General features: G+C 60.3%; 18 protein-coding genes. 8 read left to right on the top strand and 10 right to left on the bottom strand.

Translation table 11 applies throughout. The features are described from left to right. Positions 1–136 precede the first annotated feature (136 nt). Positions 137–1,003, top strand: coding sequence for a WYL domain-containing protein (locus ACTH3D_RS05135; protein ID WP_441665938.1), 867 nt, complete (start codon positions 137–139; stop codon positions 1,001–1,003). Between the two features lie 141 nt (positions 1,004–1,144). Further along, entirely contained in the window at positions 1,145–1,753 is a 609-nt protein-coding gene (locus ACTH3D_RS05140; protein WP_441665940.1) for a class I SAM-dependent methyltransferase, read from the top strand. Here the strand turns inward: ACTH3D_RS05140 and ACTH3D_RS05145 are convergent. From ACTH3D_RS05145 to ACTH3D_RS05160, 4 genes are read right to left on the bottom strand one after another with little or no spacing between them, the layout of a single operon-like run. Beyond that, the gene (locus ACTH3D_RS05145; RefSeq protein ID WP_441665942.1) at positions 1,741–1,869 is read right to left on the bottom strand and encodes a hypothetical protein; all 129 of its coding nucleotides are present in this window, start codon (positions 1,867–1,869) and stop codon (positions 1,741–1,743) included. The two genes, ACTH3D_RS05140 and ACTH3D_RS05145, sit on opposite strands and share 13 nt — an antisense overlap. A 51-nt stretch (positions 1,870–1,920) precedes the next feature. After that, positions 1,921–2,502, bottom strand: a complete 582-nt coding sequence (locus ACTH3D_RS05150; protein WP_441665944.1) for a DUF4202 domain-containing protein — start codon at positions 2,500–2,502, stop codon at positions 1,921–1,923. Positions 2,503–2,545: 43 nt separating this feature from the next. After that, positions 2,546–3,763: a YbfB/YjiJ family MFS transporter gene (locus ACTH3D_RS05155; protein ID WP_441665946.1), complete on the bottom strand. Its 1,218-nt coding sequence runs from the start codon at positions 3,761–3,763 to the stop codon at positions 2,546–2,548. A gap of 37 nt (positions 3,764–3,800) precedes the next feature. Further along, positions 3,801–4,868, bottom strand: a complete 1,068-nt coding sequence (locus tag ACTH3D_RS05160) for a DUF4349 domain-containing protein (protein ID WP_441665948.1) — start codon at positions 4,866–4,868, stop codon at positions 3,801–3,803. A gap of 321 nt (positions 4,869–5,189) precedes the next feature. On the opposite strand from ACTH3D_RS05160, the gene ACTH3D_RS05165 reads away from it, so the two are divergent. The 5 genes from ACTH3D_RS05165 to bktB all read left to right on the top strand — a co-directional run bounded on the left by ACTH3D_RS05165 (position 5,190) and on the right by bktB (position 9,323). After that, positions 5,190–5,351, top strand: coding sequence for a hypothetical protein (locus tag ACTH3D_RS05165; protein WP_441665950.1), 162 nt, complete (start codon positions 5,190–5,192; stop codon positions 5,349–5,351). After that, positions 5,351–6,085: a metal ABC transporter ATP-binding protein gene (locus ACTH3D_RS05170; protein ID WP_441665952.1), complete on the top strand. Its 735-nt coding sequence runs from the start codon at positions 5,351–5,353 to the stop codon at positions 6,083–6,085. The genes ACTH3D_RS05165 and ACTH3D_RS05170 overlap by 1 nt, the downstream gene beginning before the upstream one ends. After that, the gene (locus ACTH3D_RS05175) at positions 6,069–6,965 is read left to right on the top strand and encodes a metal ABC transporter permease (RefSeq protein WP_441665954.1); all 897 of its coding nucleotides are present in this window, start codon (positions 6,069–6,071) and stop codon (positions 6,963–6,965) included. The genes ACTH3D_RS05170 and ACTH3D_RS05175 overlap by 17 nt, the downstream gene beginning before the upstream one ends. A gap of 52 nt (positions 6,966–7,017) precedes the next feature. Further along, positions 7,018–8,052, top strand: coding sequence for a metal ABC transporter solute-binding protein, Zn/Mn family (locus ACTH3D_RS05180; RefSeq protein ID WP_441665956.1), 1,035 nt, complete (start codon positions 7,018–7,020; stop codon positions 8,050–8,052). Between the two features lie 83 nt (positions 8,053–8,135). Next, on the top strand, positions 8,136–9,323 hold the full coding sequence (gene bktB / locus ACTH3D_RS05185) for a beta-ketothiolase BktB (protein ID WP_441665958.1): 1,188 nt from the start codon (positions 8,136–8,138) through the stop codon (positions 9,321–9,323). A gap of 193 nt (positions 9,324–9,516) precedes the next feature. Here bktB and ACTH3D_RS05190 read toward each other — a convergent pair whose 3' ends face one another. The 6 genes from ACTH3D_RS05190 to ACTH3D_RS05215 all read right to left on the bottom strand — a co-directional run bounded on the left by ACTH3D_RS05190 (position 9,517) and on the right by ACTH3D_RS05215 (position 15,269). Then, positions 9,517–10,266 (bottom strand): siderophore-interacting protein, encoded by a 750-nt coding sequence (locus ACTH3D_RS05190; protein ID WP_441665960.1) that lies wholly within the window; start codon positions 10,264–10,266, stop codon positions 9,517–9,519. A 140-nt stretch (positions 10,267–10,406) separates the two neighbouring features. Then, entirely contained in the window at positions 10,407–11,210 is an 804-nt protein-coding gene (locus ACTH3D_RS05195; protein WP_441665962.1) for an ABC transporter ATP-binding protein, read from the bottom strand. Next, on the bottom strand, positions 11,207–12,322 hold the full coding sequence (locus tag ACTH3D_RS05200; protein WP_441665964.1) for a FecCD family ABC transporter permease: 1,116 nt from the start codon (positions 12,320–12,322) through the stop codon (positions 11,207–11,209). The genes ACTH3D_RS05195 and ACTH3D_RS05200 overlap by 4 nt, the downstream gene beginning before the upstream one ends. A gap of 13 nt (positions 12,323–12,335) precedes the next feature. Next, positions 12,336–13,304, bottom strand: a complete 969-nt coding sequence (locus ACTH3D_RS05205; protein WP_441665966.1) for a FecCD family ABC transporter permease — start codon at positions 13,302–13,304, stop codon at positions 12,336–12,338. Positions 13,305–13,360: 56 nt separating this feature from the next. Next, on the bottom strand, positions 13,361–14,290 hold the full coding sequence (locus tag ACTH3D_RS05210; RefSeq protein WP_441665968.1) for an ABC transporter substrate-binding protein: 930 nt from the start codon (positions 14,288–14,290) through the stop codon (positions 13,361–13,363). Between the two features lie 100 nt (positions 14,291–14,390). After that, positions 14,391–15,269, bottom strand: coding sequence for an ABC transporter substrate-binding protein (locus ACTH3D_RS05215; protein ID WP_441665970.1), 879 nt, complete (start codon positions 15,267–15,269; stop codon positions 14,391–14,393). A gap of 176 nt (positions 15,270–15,445) precedes the next feature. Between ACTH3D_RS05215 and ACTH3D_RS05220 the strand changes: the two genes are divergently transcribed. Then, on the top strand, positions 15,446–17,518 hold the full coding sequence (locus tag ACTH3D_RS05220; protein ID WP_441665972.1) for a TonB-dependent receptor domain-containing protein: 2,073 nt from the start codon (positions 15,446–15,448) through the stop codon (positions 17,516–17,518). Positions 17,519–17,707 lie beyond the last annotated feature (189 nt).

Genomic DNA, 17,707 nt, shown 5'->3' on the forward strand with positions numbered 1-17,707 from the left:
AACAACGATGCGTCTGTTCACAATCCAACCATTGCTAATACATTTTTACCAGATACTGTTCATATAACCAGACTAGTCTTCAGCCCGGTCATGACCTAGAACATACTAGGCGCACATTTATAGAGACAGGTGATCTATGCCTACCATCCCACTCCCTTGGGACACTCTGGCTCGCTATCGGTTGATCGAGACTCTGGCGCTGTGGGAAGGCCGGGTGGTGGCCTCACAGATCGGAGAGGCCTTTGGCATCGGGCGCCAGCAGGCGCAGAAGGTGCTGCGTGACTATCGTTCATTAGCGCCGCATAACCTCGCCTACGACGCGTCGCTCAAGGGTTTTGTGCCAAACGCCCAGTTTGACGCTTTATTCACCGAGGGTCGGGTAGAGGAGTTCCTGCAGCTGCAAGGCCTGCATGACAGCCTGGACTCGCCGTTTGCCGGGCTTGGTGGTCAGGCTGTGAACACTGAAGCACTGCCATCGCCTGACCGGGTGGTATCGCCGGAAGTGGTGCGTGCGCTGATAAAGGCATCGCGTGAAAAGCGCAGGCTGGAAGTCGTCTACGCGTCTTTCACATGCCCCCAGGGCGAAGAGCGTATTGTGGTGCCCCACACCTTGGTATTTGCCGCGGGGCGCTGGCACGTTCGGGCCTACTGCGAGAAGCACCGTGGGTTTCGCGATTTCGTACTGAGCCGCTTTCGCAGCGTGCCAGAAGATTGCGGCGAAATGCTGGGGGAGCACGACGAGGCCTGCGATGCCCAATGGCAAACACGGGTCGAGGTGCGTTTGATTGCCGACCGGCGCTTGCCGCCGGAAGAGCGTGAGCTTGTAGCACGCGACTACGGCATGAGCGATGACGCCCTGACACTCAGCGTACGCGGCCCTCTGGTGCTTTACGCATTACGCCAACTAGGGGTAAATCCCAGCCACCTGGAGGGAGAGCCCCGCGCTCAACAGATCGAAATTGCTAACCGCGACGCGCTGAGTCACTGGATCAATTGGGGCTAGCTTCCTCAGCCTGGTAGAAAAAAGCTACCGCTTATTTCTACTTTCAAGTGATGTGGAGAATTTGCGGGGCTGGCCTTATAACAATAGCCTGCCCATAATATTCTTTTTTGATATATCACTAACCGCTTTCAAGAGGCAGCCATGTGGGACGAGCGCTATAGCACGGATGATTATGTTTACGGCACTGAGCCGAACGACTTTCTGCGCGATCAGGTTGCGCTGATTGGCAAGGCACCGAAGAAGGTACTTTGTCTGGCAGATGGCGAGGGGCGCAATGGTGTGTATCTGGCCGCTCTTGGCCACCAGGTATTATCGGTGGATATCTCGGCAGTCGGCCTGCGCAAGGCAGAGAGCCTGGCCAGAGACAAAGGCGTGCCGCTCGATGTTCTGGTGGCTGACCTTGCCGTGCACGAGTTTCCCGCTGCATCCTTTGATGCCGTGGTGTCGGTTTTTTGCCATCTGCCACAGGCCAATCGGCCGCACTTGCACCGCCAGGTAGCACAAGCCCTCAAGCCTGGCGGCGTCCTGATTCTGGAAGCCTACACGCCAGCTCAGGCGTCTCGCGATACCGGCGGACCGGGAACGCCAGACCGTACCCTTACCGCCGCTGAGCTGGAAGCCGCCTTTGCCGGCTTTTCTATTGAAATGAACCGCGAGCTCGACCGGCAAGTCATCGAAGGCCGTGGCCATAACGGCCTGGGTGCCGTGGTGCAGTTCATCGCCCGCAAGCCCCTCTCTCAAGCCGTCTGACGCTCAGTAGTGCTGGGCATGGCCTTGACCAGAAAACCCAGCAGCTGTGGCATCTCATCATCAATATGCTGGCTGAGGTCGTGATCGCTGGGTAGCAGGGCCCAGCCGGTGGTCATGGCGCCATGTCTCGCTGAGTGGTCGAGGTTGGTGAGTCTGGCGCACTACGTTCATGTTGCCAGAGCCTTTTCCACCAGCGCTCGGGATTCTGCTGCCATAGGCAATGCCAGCGCCAGGCTGTGTGCTGCGGGCGACATTTTCTGCCAGGTTTTACGCACAATGCGCATCAGCTGATCGTGTTCGATCTGCCGAGAAAAGTTGCTGAAGTAGTTTTCCAGAAACACCAAACAGGCGCAGTCTTCGACGGCTTGGGCGCCCGCGTCACGCCCCAGGCCCTGTTTGCGGATCATTTTTGCCACTTGTTCGGCCTGCTCGGGGCTGTAGCCTGCCTGCAGCATCAGCTGTGCGGTGGTTTCCCCAGCGCGCTGACCCTGGTCGCGACGCCAGGTCAGATAACCCACCCGTCCTTCAGGGTATTCGCTGCGCGGCACCTGCCAGCGCTGCAGGTGCTGAGCGCGCACTGCCAGACGAATCAGTTCATCAGGTGCTTCAACCAGTTGATGCAGCCAGGCGCTCATGCGACTGGCATGCCACAGTTCTTGAGGCAGGTGTTTGCCATCAATTTCAACCTGGCGCGGATCCTGCGCATGCAGGTCATCCAGGGCAGCGAATACCTGGTCAAAGGCGGTCATGGGGTACTCCTTGAATTACAAAGCAATGACGCAGCATAACGACTCAACCCGCCACGGCTGCGGCGTCGAGCTGTTGCGCCGTCTGGTCAATATGGCGCAACCAGGCTAGCAGTATGGTTCCCAGTAACACGAAGCCACCAGCGAACCACAACCCCATATCGTAACGCCCAGAAGTCTCGGCGATCATTCCAGTCAGCGCCGGAGCAATGATCTGCGCTGCACCGTAGGCCAATGTCATGCGCCCCATCAGCAGGGCGGGGCTGTGCGGATACAGCTTGCCGGCCATGGTCAGCACCAGGCTGACGCAACCAAGAAAGGTGCCGCCATACAGCACGGCGCTGAGCAGCACGATGCCAAGATTAGCGGTCACTGCCGGCAGAACGATACCTACCACTTGCAATAACATGGCGGCCATCAGCGCAGCCAGGTAGCCAATGCGCCGGGCGATAAAGTCCCATAAGATTACCGCTGGTGCGGCTGCAAGCCCCACCAGAGCGAAGGTCCAGTTGCCCGCGCCAGCCAGCAGCGGTTCATGCTCCACAATCGCAACAATGAAGGTGGCACTGACCACGTAGCCGTAACCAGCACAGAAATAAGCGCCAAGCATCAGTACCATGAAAGTCCGCGTTGGCGGCATAACCGCTTGGTCGGGATGCGCACTCACACCTGGCAGCGGTTTGTCAGGACGCGGCAACCAGCGCCAGGCTGGCACCAGCAGAACCAGTGCCAGGACACTGAAGCCCCACCACTGAACCTGCCAGCCCATCGCAAAATGCAGCATCAGCTCTACCGCTAGTGCCGCCACCAGAATCCCGACCCCGACGCCAGCGAAGTGGATACCCAACTCACCGCGCTGACCGTGGTTGATCAGCCAGTGCAGGATCAGCCCTGAGGCCAGTAACATCCCACTGGTGGTCGACACGCCCGACACGAAGCGCAGCACCGCCCACAGCCAGAAACTGTCGGCCAGTGCCATACCTGCCGTAGACAGCACTGCCAGCACCAGCCCGATGCGATACAAGGTGTCCTTGAGCTGAACGCTGTGGATCGTGGAAACCAGCACCGCGCCCAGCATGTAGCCGGCGTAATTAAAGGCCGCCAGCCAGCCGCCATCAGCCTCAGTCATAAAGGTCTGCTGCTGCATGAGAGGCAGAAGGGGCGTATAGGCAAAGCGGGCCACGCCCATGCAAAGTACCTGGCTGAACAGACCGGCCAGCAGCACTTGGTAGCGCTGATATTGAATCGAGTGTTTGGCTAGCATCGTTGCCTCTGCTGGGTCGCTTTATTATTCATTGATGTTATTCGCCAGGCAGGTCTTTAGCTTCACGCTTACGCCCTCGCCGCTTACTTCCTAAGCGAGCAAAAGCACGCTTCAGCGGATGCCACAGCCGACTGAGCAACCACAGCGCAGGAATACCGATGACCACCCAGGGCGTAAGGAAGACCACCACCAGTATCACCTGGCCCACCGACTCGAAAAACAGCTCAACGCTGCGATCCAGCGCGCGCAACAGCGGGGAGAATACACCGTACTGTGCCGGCTCGATGCGCCGCTGCTGCTCGAAACGGACGCTGACCGCCACACTGTCGGTAACCCGTGCCAAATGACGCGACTGGCCCTGCATGGACTCGATCTGGCCCTGCACCCGGGCCAACTCACGCTCGACTTGCAGCAGATCCTGAATACGCCGCTCGCTGAAGCCGCGCCCCTGCTCAGCAAGCTCTTTGAGCCGCTCACGCAGCACGATCTGCTGTGTCAGGCGCGCGTCGGTATCTATCATTTGCTGAGTGCGATCGTTACGGGTGACCTCAACACCACTGAGGTCGGGAGAGTCGACGACCAGGCGTACAGCTTCGGCGTTATCCACCTGCTCCCGCACGATCCGAAGAGCCAGATGGCCATTGGCATGGCCGTAGCGCGGCGTATTCAGACTGCCCTGCTCTATCTGACAGTCAGCACTATCCAGGCAGGCTTGCTGAACTTCGCGATACATCGCGACCAGCGGGTCAGCTTCACCAAAGGCCATCGTGTAGCTGCGCCGCTCTTCGATGCGGCTTTCACTGTCAGGCGCACTGCTCTCAGACCCGCTACTGACCGGCATAGCGGCGTTCTGGACGCTGGCCTTGCCCTGAACGCTGGCCTGGCGCACCAGCTGCTTGCCCGAAAAGCTTTCAGCCTGGGGCTGTGGCGGCGGCGAGTTTTGCAGGGAAGTTACGGCGTCATCGCAGCCAGCCAGCACTATCGTCAGCATCAGTGCCAGCAGCCATCGTGGCGCTGAAACACGATAAGCAAGCCCGAAAACGGAGCTGAAGCGGCGGAGTTCCGCGCTGCGCGCATTAAAGCGGCGTATCGACCAGGCAGCCATCGATGTTCGTTCCTTGCGGGTAATTGATATCGCTCCATTTTGCCATGCTAAGCGGCGAGATGCGCTAACCCTAATGGTCATTTCCCTGCTGTCTTTCCTTGCGCCTTCTCCCGCTACCCTGCGGCATTGAACTGTAAGAATCGAACCGTCAGAAAAGTGGGCTCTGACAGGATAAAATACCCACTGACACAACGACTAATATGGGGCAGAAGCTGCGCAGCTGATATGCTTTAGCACCCTGCACCCAGTCGCTGTTCTACCTTTTCTGCCCTGTCGTGCCCTGCATGGCGTTCAAGATCTGAGATTTTCTGGAGACGTTTCATGGCTCACCGCCACGCCCGGGATACACATCGCCACCGTCCCGAAGGCCCCTGTCATTTTTCACTGATGTCGCTGTCGGCCTGGCGTCGTCTGCTGCTGTCACTCGCGCCGTTAGCCGTACTGTGGCTGGCCGTGGCCTGGGCGGCAGGGTGGTGGGGGTGATGTCGCGTCTGCAACTGGAAAACCTGCACCTCGCCCGGGGCGGACATACGGTGCTTGAGCAGCTCAACGGCCGCTTCCAGGACGGCGCCATCACCGCGCTCATCGGTACCAACGGTGCCGGCAAGAGCACGCTGATTGCCGCCATCATGGGCATGCTGACGCCCGTTGGCGGGCAGGTGACGTGCACGGTGCCCAAGGAGCGCCGGGCCTGGCTGCCGCAGCAGTTAGCGCTGGACCTGAGTTTTCCGATGAGCGTGGAAGAGCTGATCATGACCGGTACCTGGCCGAGCCACGGCGCTTTCAAGGGCTACTGTGCCGCCCATTATCGGCGTGGTCGTGAAATCATGTCGCGGTTGGGTATCTCGCAACTGGCGCACCGCCAACTGGGCGAGTTGTCCGGCGGTCAGCGCCAGCGTGCGCTGATTGGCCGCACCCTGATGCAGGAAGCCGAGCTCCTGCTGCTCGATGAGCCCTTCGCCAACGTGGATGCCGAAACCGTCGATATCCTGATGGACACCCTGCGCGAGATGGCCCGTGAGGGCGCCACCCTGATCGTCGTGCTGCACGACATGGAGCAGCTTGCCCAGCTGGCCGACGACGTGCTGCTGCTGGCTGGTGGCCGTGGCCGCTGGGTCAATCCTGAGCTGTTGATCGAACAGCAAGGTGGCGCCTCGCCTCGGGCACCGCGCCTACCCTTCACTCTCGCGGAGTTTTCTCATGCTGGCACTGATTGATGCCTGGCTGATTGCGCCCTTTGACTACGGTTTCATGCGCCGCGCTGCCGTGGCCGGCCTGGCACTGTCGCTTGCTGCACCGCCGCTGGGTGTGTTTCTGATGCTGCGCGGTATGAGCCTGATCGGTGATGCCATGGCCCATGCCATTCTGCCTGGCGTCGCACTGGGTTTTCTGTTTGCCGGTTTCTCGCTGCCGATGATGAGCCTGGGCGGTATCCTGTCGGGGCTGCTGGTGGCCTTACTGGCCGGCAGCGTGTCACGGCTGACCGGTCACCGCGAAGACTCAGCCATGGCCAGTTTCTTTCTGATGTCGCTGGCCGCAGGCGTCATGCTGGTGTCGATGGGCGGTAGCAGCGTGGACCTGACCCATGTGCTATTCGGCTCAATATTGGCCGTGGACAGCACCGCGCTGGCGCTGATTGCCGGCATCGCCAGCCTGATTGTGCTGGTACTGGCGGCCATTTTTCGTGCCCTGGTGGTGGACTGTCTGGACCCGCTTTTCCTGCGCGGTCAGGGCGTTCGCGGCGGCCTGGTACACGGCGTTTTTCTGGGGCTGGTGGTGCTCAACCTCACCGCCGGTTTCCAGACCCTGGGCACACTGATGGCCGTAGGCCTGATGATGCTCCCGGCGACCACCGCACGCTTCTGGAGCCAGCGCCTGGAAGGCCTGATCGCCATTGCCATAGTAATCGCCATTCTGGCCAGCCTGTTTGGCCTGCTGCTGTCCTATCACTTGGGCCTACCGTCGGGGCCATCCATCATATTGCTGGCTGGCATGGCGTATGTGTTGTCGGCACTGTTTGGCCGCCAGCACAGTGTCATGGCCCGCTTGCGGCGCCGCGCGACACCACTTGAGTCCTCGCCGTCGTCAACCTCTTGACCCCTTTCAACTCCAGCGTTTCACCATAACCGCTCTCACCAGGAAACCTGCCATGTTTCGTACACTCTCCACTTCCGTTCTGACTTACACCCTTGGGGTCAGCGCCATGCTCGGGGCAACTCCCATGGTGTTGGCCGCAGAGCGCCTACAGGTGCTGACCAGCTTTAGCATCCTGGCCGATATGGTCGAAAATGTCGGTGGCGATGATGTAAACGTCATCGCCCTGGTCGGCCCCGACTCCGACGCCCATGTTTACAGCCCGCGCCCCATCGACGCCCGCGCCGTCAGCCAGGCTGATCTGGTGGTGCTCAACGGGATGAACTTCGAAGGCTGGATGGAGCGCCTGGTCAAGGCCAGCGACCAACACGGGCCGGTGGTAGTTGCCACCGATGGCGTGGAAGAGCGCCTGAGCCATGCCGCACATGAGCACGAACACGAACACGAACACGACAATCATGAGCACGAACACGACAACCATGAGCACGATGAAAATTATGCCCATGATGAGAGCCATGCAGACCACGCGGGCCACAACCACGGCGGCAAGGACCCTCACGCTTGGCAAGACCTGGGACTTGGCGATATCTATGTCAACAATATATTGGCTGGGCTGATTGAAGCCGATCCGGATAACGCGGCCGCCTACCGCCAGCGCGCCGAGCACTATCTGGCGGAGGTTGAAGCCACTCACATCGAGGTACAGCAGCTGCTGGCAAAAATACCGGACAACACACGAATCATTACCAGCCATCGCGCTTTTGACCATTTCGCCCGCGCCTATGACCTGACCTTCCTGTCGCCGGTGGGACTGTCCAGCGAGGCCGAGCCCAGCGCCGCCGATCTAGCCTCGCTGATCGAAGTGATCCGTGAGCAAGATATCCGCGCCCTGTTTCATGAAAGCATGGCCAGCCAAGCACTACTCAACCAGCTGGCCGAGGAAACCGGCGTACCAATTGCCGGCACCCTGTACTCCGATGCCCTGGCAAGTGACGGTGAAGCCTCCACCTGGCTTGGCATGGTGCGCCACAATGCCCAGGTGCTGCACGATGCATTAAGCGTCGAACAGACAGCACAAACAGACCACTGACAGACACTGCCGGTATGCTAGGGTTTATCCGTGCGTCATGAACCGCCGGCAGCGGCCGGCCTGACAGGTTAGGGGGAGCACCAATGCAACTCGATTCCGTGGTTATTCTGGGTGGCAAGCGTACCGCCATCGGTGGTTTTGGCGGCAGCATGGCGGGCCTGGCTCCCCATGAAATGGGCACAGCGACAGCCAAGGCAGCGCTGGATGATGCCGGGGTTTCCGCCAGCGATATTGATCATGCGGTGTACGGCCACATCATTACCACTGGCGCGGCCGATGCCTACCTGGCTCGACATATAGCGTTGGAATCCGGGGTACCTTCCAATGCAGGAGCGTTTAACGTCAACCGCCTGTGTGGCTCCGGCGTTCAGGCTGTACTCAGCGCTGCTCAGCAAATTGTACTGGGTGACAGCCAGCTGGCACTGGCCGGCGGTGCCGAGTCAATGAGCCGCGGCGGTTACTTGCTTCCCCCTGCCGCCCGTTTTGGCATTCGCATGGGCGATGCACCGATCACTGACCTGACTCTAGGTACTCTCACCGACCCCTTCGGTAGTGGCCACATGGGCATGACGGCAGAAAACATCGCCCAGCGCTATGAGCTCACCCGCGAAGCGTTGGATGCCTTTGCACTGGCCAGCCATCACAAAGCCGCCCGGGCAATCGCCGAAGGCCGCTTTGACAACCAGATCGTGCCGATCACCGTGCGTAAAGGGCGTAGCGAGATGATGTTTGAGCGTGATGAGCATGTGCGTGAAAACGTCACTCTGGAGGATCTGGCACGTCTGAAGCCCACCTTCAGGAAAGACGGCGTCGTCACTGCCGGCAATGCCTCAGGCCTTAACGATGCCGCTGCGTCACTGGTGTTGGCACATGCTGATGAAGCCAGTCGGCGCGGTCTTGAGCCGCGTGCCCGCCTGCGCACTGCCGCGGTCGCAGGCGTCGAACCCGACGTAATGGGGCTGGGGCCCACACCTGCTGTGCGCCGCTGCCTGCAGCAGGCCGGGCTCAGCATCGAAGATATCGATGTCATCGAGTCCAACGAGGCCTTCGCCGCTCAGGCCATCGCTGTAGCACGTGACCTTGGCTTTCCTGATGAGCGTCTGAACCCTAACGGCGGTGCCGTAGGGCTGGGGCACCCGGTAGGGGCGACCGGCGCCATCCTGATCATCAAGGCGTTGCACGAGCTGGAACGCACCGCTGGCCGCTTCGGGCTGATCACACTATGCATTGGTGGTGGCCAAGGCATTGCGTTAATCATTGAGCGGCTGTAGCCGCTTGCTGAACCTGAAGCGCGCCTATTAGCACGACTATCCTGGACCGTGGCACATTTTTTCAATACTGAGTTCGATATACGACATAGGACAACACCCTAGCGGAGTAGCCAGGATATCAAGATACGGCGGTCTCAAGTTCCCAGTGCAGCATACCCACCAGCGCAAAAACAACGGCGATATGACGACATCACTAGCTGACCGACTCTGCCATTGTATCCTGCTGCTTGGCCAGCTTGTGACCATCCTCGGTCTGGCCGATCTTCCAGTAGCTAGAGACATACAAGTGCGACTTAGGCACATCAAGTGTCTGTTTGAACCAGCAACGCAAAGCGCGCATGCTCCCGAACTCACAGGCCGCCCACACCGCCGGCTGGCCGTCAAACCAAGGCAGGCTTTTTACTTTGTCCAACAGTGGTGAACTGGCTGTATCCGGCTGTGAGTTAATGACCCAGTGCAACTGGAAATTCTCGGGATGCACGAGAGGCTGTTTGTCTGCTGGATGAACAATCTCGATGACGGCGTGGCCCCGAGCGTCATCAGGCAGTGCGGCAAGGTTCACGCTGATGGCGGGCAAGGCTGTCATGTCACCGGCCAGGAGAAACCAGTCAGCCTGAGATTGAATCAGCTTCTTAGGGCCAGGACCACCCACCAGGATGCGCTCCCCCGGCCTTGCATTAACCGCCCACTCTGACGCCGGCCCCATGTGCTCGTGCAGGGCGAAGTCGACATCAATTTCCGCCGCACGCTGATACCGAATGGTGTAAGTCCGCATCAAGGGCTTTTCCGCTTCACCGCGTGGGAAAATCAGCTTGATATAGGCGCTTTCCTGATCTGTAGGAAAGTCTGCCAACCCCTCTCCGCCCAAGGTGATGCGCTGCATATGTGGTGTTAGCCGGGTGGAGCGCACCACCTCCAGCTCTCTTTTTGCGGACTTACTCATGCGGATGACTCCTGTACTGTTGGGGTTTCTATTGATGCAATAACACCGCTTTCCATCCGACCAACCAGGCTTTTCTGCAACACGCTAGCCTGCCATTTGCCCTGTACGATCCAGCAGCATTCGCAAAGCAATGCAGAAGTTCACGCCAATCGGCGCAGATCAGTCAGCAACGGCGCGCCGCTCGCCGGGTCATGGATCAAGGTGCAGGCGACGCCGTAGAGCTCCGCCACCAGCGCCTCGGTAACCACCTCGGCCGGCGAGCCCTGAGCAACGATGCCACCATCGCGCATGGCGACCAGGTAGTCGGCGTAACGGCAAGCACTGGCCAGATCGTGGAGCACCACGGCGATGGTGCGTCCGCGGGCCGCCAGCCTGCACACCAGCTCGAACACCTCCAACTGGTGCCCCAAATCCAGCGCCGAGGTAGGTTCGTCCAGCAGCAGCAGCGGCGTTTGCTGGGCGATGGTCATGGCGATCCAGGCGCGCTGGCGCTGCCCCCCGGACAGCGACTCCAACGGCCGCTCCGCCAGGGCCTCCAGGCCTGCCGCGGACAGCGCTTCGTCTACCGCACACCGATCATCGGACGACCACTGGCGCAGCCAGCCCTGGTGGGGCTGGCGACCGAAACGCACCAGGTCGCCCACGGTCAGGCCCTCCGGTGCACTGGCTTCCTGAGGCAGCAGCGCCAGACGCCGAGCCAGCTCCCGGGGCGGCAAGCGCCGGACATCGGTGCCGTCGAGCAGCACCGCGCCGCCATCCGGGGCATGTAGGCGAGCCAGGCCGGCCAGCAAAGTCGACTTACCACAGCCGTTGGGGCCTACGATGGCCGTCACCTGGCCCGGCGGCAGGGTCAAAGCCAGGTCTTCGATAATTGTCGTCCTGCCGTGGGCCAGACACAGCTTACTGGCCTGCAGCAGGTTGGTGGGTTGGGAAGATACATTCATACGAGGCTCCTCGAGGGTCGCAGCAAGATCCACAGCAGCCAAGGGCCACCGACAATGGCGGTGACAATGCCCACCGGCAGCTCGATGGGTGCAAGCAGCAGGCGCCCCACCAGATCGGACAGCACCATCACCAGGGCACCGGCCAAGGCCGAGGCGACCAGCGGCACGCCACGCGATGAGGAGAGTGAGCGCGCAATTTCCGGGCCGATCAGCCCTACCATACCCACCGGCCCGGCTACTGCCACGGCCAGAGCGGTCAGCAGGACTGCGAGGGTCAGCACTTGGATGCGGCGACGTTTCAAGGTCACGCCGAAGCCCTGAGCAATAGCATCGGAGAAGCGCATATTGCCCAACGAGCGCGCCAGCATTATCGCCAGAGGCAGCCCTATGGCGCAGCCGCCGGCAAGCACCAATACCGCGTCCCCAGAGCGGGCGTTCAACGTGCCCACAGTCCAGGGGTAAGCTGCATTGGCGCTATCGATACCCACCTGAGACAACAGCAGTTGGGTCACGGCACCGAACACCGCACCGATCCCGATGCCAGCCACGATGAAGCGGTACCCGCGGGTATCTCCGCCACTAGCCAGGCCAAAGGTAATGGCTGCCGCGGTGGCACCGCCGACCAAGGCCATAACGGGCGGCGCTAGGGAGGTGGCAAGCCCCACCACCGAGGCCACCGCAAAGGCCGTAGCGCCGTTGTCGATACCAATAATCCCCGGCGTGGCAAGCCGGTTGCGAGCCAGAGTCTGCATCAAGCAACCGGACAGTGCGAAGGCGGCGCCGGTCAACCATGCCGCGACCAGACGCGGCAGGCGCAGCTCCTGCACCAGGAAGGCGGCGACCGGGTCCCCGTGGCCGGTAAGCGCCTGCCAGACCGCCGGCGGCGTCAACCGCCCGGTCCCCAGCGCCAGATAAGCCAGCGATGCCACCAGCAGAGCCAGCAGCAGCAACGCGCCGACCCACAGGGCACGACGCTCGACCAGCAGGCTGATACCTCCCGCGGCGAGGCGCCAGTGACCAGGCGGCGGAGGAATATCCTCTGCGAGGGCGGCCCCTGATCCGGTCAGGGTGGATCTCCAAGAGGCGAACCGTTCCAGGCTCTCCATGTTCATTCTCTTCGCCTCCTTACAGGGTCGGTAAGCGTCTGGCGCGGACTACGGCCACCAGCACCGGGGCCCCGAGTAGAGCAGTCAGCACTCCGATAGGCAGCTCCGACGGCGCCACGACCAGGCGCGAGATGATATCCGCTGCCAGCACCATCAGCGGCCCCAGCGGCAGGCAAAGCCATAAGGTACGGCGGATATCGGGTCCGGCCAGGGCACGAGCGGCGAAGGGGACGACCAGGCCAACGAAGGCGATGGGGCCGGCTACCGCGGTAGCCGCCCCCACCATCAGCGCAACCGCCAATACCACTAGCCCCCTCACCCATCCAGGACGATGCCCCAATCCAGAAGCGACCCGCTCGCCCAGCGCTAGAGCCGCTAGAGGCCGGGCGATGACAACGATAATCACCAGTGCCAGGCCCAAGCTGGGCAATACCGCTAAGAGATCCTCAAGACGACGCCCCGCCAGACTGCCCACGACCCAAAAGCGGATCTCGTCGGCAGTGCGTTGATCGAATAACAGCAACAGCGAGGTGAGCGAAGCGAGCAGCGCCGAGAAGGCAGCACCAGCCAGCACCAGGCGCACCGGGTCACCGCCCATGCCGCGCAGACGCACCACGCTGAGCACCGCCAGGCAGCCCAACAGTGCCCCCACCTGCCCCACTGCGATGCGTAGCGTCGCCGCACTGGCGCCTAGCCACAGCGCTACGCCCACGGCAAAGGCCGCGCCGGCGCTGACCCCGAGGAGCCCAGGTTCGGCCAGCGGGTTGCGCGACACCGCTTGCAGCAGTGCCCCAGCCAGCCCCAGTGATATACCAACAACAATGCCGATAAGGGTGCGCGGCGCACGCAGCGAGCCCACTACGAAAGAGGCTTCGTCATCACCGTGACCTGCCAGCACAGCCAGTGCGCGCCCCGGGGTTACCTCACCGGCACCCAGCATCAGGCTAACGATGACCATCACTGCCAGCAGCACCAGCAGGAGCATCATGACGCGCCACAGCCTCTCTGGGCGGTGGCGCAGAAGACACAAACCACTCGCCGCCATCAGGGCAGCAGCGCGGCTTCGATGTCGTCCAGGATCGCCTGGGCAGCCAGCGGGCCACTGGCGCTGGTCCATAGCTGACCATCCACCGGGACCACCCTGTCGTTCTCCACGACCGGCAGGCGGTCGAAGGCGGCCGACTGCCTGGCCGCTGCCAGGGCCTCGTCGCCCTCTTCATTCAAGGTGGCCAAAAATAGCCAGTCGCCTTCCAGCCGCGAGAGGTTCTCGAGGCTCAGCGGGTCGCTGTGTGCCCCGCCGGGATTGACCAGACCGGCATCGGTTACCTCGAGGCCCGCCGCCACCAGCATGCCGGTGGAAAACAGCGCATCGGACATCACCAACGGTCCCTGTGGCATCCAGCGCACCAGGTTGGCGCTGCCGCTCTCGCCTGCCTCGGCGATAGCCTCGGCCAATGCCGCGGTGCGCTCTTCCACCTCGGTGATGGCGCTTTCCAGTGCTTCCTTACGGCCCAGAGCCTCGCCGAAGAGGCGCGCCTCATGCTGCCAATTATCGGGCGCCAGTTCGCGGGCCACTGGGACCACGGTGGGCGCGATCTTCGACAACAGCGCATACTGCTCGTCGGAGAGCTGCGGGGCTGCCAAGATCAAATCCGGCTGCTCGACCAGCACCGCTTCCAGGTTGACTTCGCGTACCACCCCGACAATGGCTGGGCGGGTTTCTCCATTGAGATAGGCTTCGATATAGCGCGCCACACCATCGCCACCGCGGGTAGTGACGGCACCCACAGGCGTCACCTCCACCGCCAGAGCAGCATCCAGGGCACCTTCATAGAGGGTCACTACCCGCTCCGGGGCATCAGGGACCTCAATCTCGCCGTGGGCGGTGGCAACGCTGCCCGCCTGGGCCGTAGTGAGAGATAAAAGTGTGGTCAGGCCAGCCATAGCGGCGGTGAGACGTGTGAAGTACAACATCGGTAGAAGGCTCCTTGATCACTATCAATGGTAATTAATATTAGAATCGTTTGCATTAACTCAAGTAAGTAATGCTCCGTTCGAAATACCACAGCATGAGTCAGCGCCCAATTGCCTCGACTACTTCTGCCACTTGCGTCCGAATGCTGCCGAGGCCATCACCAGAGAGGTACCAGAGGTCGGCCGACAGCGGCACCACCTTGATGGACTCGCCACCCTGGTCGGCAAGCGTATCCTGCAGCGCCGATACGTCCAGCGGCTTCCCACCGATCGCCGAACTACGATCCACCACTAGCAGCGCATCCGGCGACATACGTACCATGATCTCGGGGGTCAGGGGCGTGAAGATCCGTGCTCCGCGCTGCACCGATTCAACACCCTCAGGCACCTCTGGGGCGGTAAGCTGCAACAGTTCGTTGACCACCGGCTCCTGACGCAGTGAAAAATTGCCGTCGTTGTGGGTAACCACCATCACCGAAAGCGCTTCAGGAAGGGAGGCGCGCGCCTGTTCGATATATTCAGACAGGTTGGCAAGCGCCACCTCAGCCTCAGTCTCGGCGTTGAAGCGCTCAGCCAAGCCCAGCACCTTGTCGCCGAACACATCGAAATATGGGCCCTCTGCGAGGCTCACATCCACCACCTCCGCAATCTCACCCAGCGACTCAGCTGCCTCGCCCTGGCGACCGGTGACCAGAATAAGCTGCGGTTCGGCCGCGCTGACCGCCTCAGCATCGGGGGTCTTTAAGCCGCCAACATCAATACGATCCTCGAGCAAGTGCTGCATATACGCCGGCGCGGCCTGATAGGGCAGCCCCGCAACGTGTGATTCAAGCCCCAGTGCCTCCAGGGTATCGACGCTGCCCCAGTCATAACTGACCACCCTCGGCCCTTGGGAAGCCTGAGTCTCAGCGTCAGCCAGCCCCGCCAAGGGCAGCGTTGCCACAGCCAATGCCAGTGCACAGATATTAAATCCTTTCATGAACAGCCCTCGTAATAGGAATCGATTGCAATAACCCGAGAGACTAACACCGTTCACGTTGCAATATCAGGAACATGACCTTCGATAAAACAGACCTTTGAAAGAAAATGCGAATATTTATCATTAATTGAAATAACGCTACCAGCCTCATCTTCCCATGAACAAGGAACACCTAGATGTCTGTCTCTCAGCCCTTTCCTTATTGCCGTTCAACCTTGGCCCTAGCGGTCTCCGCGGCTCTCGCCAGCGGCACAGCCTTAGCCCGGGACACCACCGAGCTGGAGCCAGTGGTAGTCACTGCCTCGGGCTTCGAACAGGTCATCTCCGACGCCCCGGCCAGCATCTCAGTGATCAGCGGCGAAGAGCTCAACAAACAGTCCTACTCAAGTATCGTGGATGCCATGGATAACATTCCCGGCGTCTATGTCACCGGCGGAGGGCTATCGAAGGACATCAGCATCCGTGGCATGGATGACAGCTACACGCTGTATCTGATCGATGGTCGCCCGATCAACGATGGCCGCACAGTCAACACCAACGGCAGTGACAATGGCAAGCAGATCGGTTTGCCGCCGATTTCAATGATCGAGCGTGTAGAAATTATCCGCGGGCCGATGTCATCGCTCTATGGCTCTCAAGCCATGGGGGGCGTTATCAACATCATCACTAAGAAGGTCACTGACCAATGGGTAGGCTCGGTCACCACCGAATACACCCACTCCCTCAACGACATCAACAACGATGCCCAGCAAGTCAGTTTCTTCACCAGCGGTCCACTAATAAAGGGACTGCTCGGCGCTCGCTTCCATGGCAGCTGGATCGGCAATGAGGAAAGCGACTATATCGGTGGCGGCGATAACGCCGAGAGTACACCCAAGAGCGATACCCGTCAGGGCGGCATCGAACTGCTGCTGACCCCTAACGATACTAACGAGTTCTCCTTGGGCTATACCTCCTCCACCAAGGAATACACCCACACTCCCGGGCGCAGCATGGATCGGGTGGATAGCCGCGGCAACCCCACAGAAGCTAACACCACCCGCTACGACAAGGATGTCTATACCCTATCGCACAGCGGCAACTACAGTGGTTTTTTGACCGACACTTACCTACAGCATGACATCTCCGACCGGCATCTCAGCGATGCCAGCGAGGAGAAAACTAATAAAATGACCACCTTTAACTCCCAGTCAACCTACTTCTGGGGCAATCACATGCTGACGTTCGGTGGTCAATACAAATACGAAGACCTAACCGACGACACCAACGGTCTACTGTCTTCCAACGTACCCGGTGCCGTCAATAACGTCGATCGCTGGCTAGCCTCGCTATTCATGGAGATGGAGTGGAGCGTCACCGATGACCTCAACCTGACCACCGGGATACGCTACGACGATGACGAACTGTTTGGCGGTCATTTTTCGCCGCGCGTCTACGCTAACTATCACCTGACCCCCGAATGGACCCTTAAAGGCGGCGTTTCCACCGGCTACAAGCAGCCCAGCCTGTCAGATGCCACTGAGGGCTTCGGTCGCGGCACTGGCGGTGGCGGTTCCCCTGCACCACACCCCCGCGCCCTGATCATCGGCAACACAGCTCTCGACCCTGAAACCAGCACCAACTACGAGCTTGGCCTCGCTTATAACAATACCGCCGGAAGCCTGAACGCCAGCGCGACACTGTTTCACACCCAGTTCGCTGACAAGATCGCCGAAGACCGTTTTTGCGAAACGCCCAATGCCGATCGTAACGATCCCACCACCTGGAACTGCCCATATGCTGGCAACGAATTTGTTTTCCTAAGCACCCGCAAAAACATCGACAAGGCAGAGATGCAAGGAGTTGAGTTGTCACTAGGTTATGACATCACAAACCAGCTGAACCTCACTTCCAGCTACACTTACACCGATTCTGAGCAAAAGACTGGTGAGTTTGCCGGCAACCCACTCAACAAAATCCCTAAGCATATGTTCAATGTGCTCTTCGACTGGCAGGCCAGCCGCAATCTCAACCTCTGGGTGCAGAACAACATCCGAGGCAAAACCAGCAACTACCTTGGCCGCAGCAGCATGAGCGACGGTACCCCCGGCTACGGCCTCATCGATGCCGGCCTGGTTTATGCCCTTAATGACAATGCCCGCGTCAAGGCCGGTATCTACAACATCGGTAACAAGAAAATCACCAACGAAGACTACGAAGTCGTGCTTGACGGTCGCCAGCTCAGCGTTGGACTCACTGTGGATTTCTAAGCCTCGCGCTCTGTTTCATCCTCGCCCCCCTTTATCCCCGATGCTTCGCTTCGTCCCGGCCACGCCGGGGCTTTGCGATAGAGCGCACAGACTGCCTCCCCGCGGCCCGTTCCAGTTTATGCAACACAATGTTTCACAAAAAAACATACCAATTGAGGAACTTTCTCATATAGAATATAAACAATTCTA

Source organism: Halomonas sp. (assembly GCF_052095765.1).
GTDB lineage: Bacteria > Pseudomonadota > Gammaproteobacteria > Pseudomonadales > Halomonadaceae > Halomonas.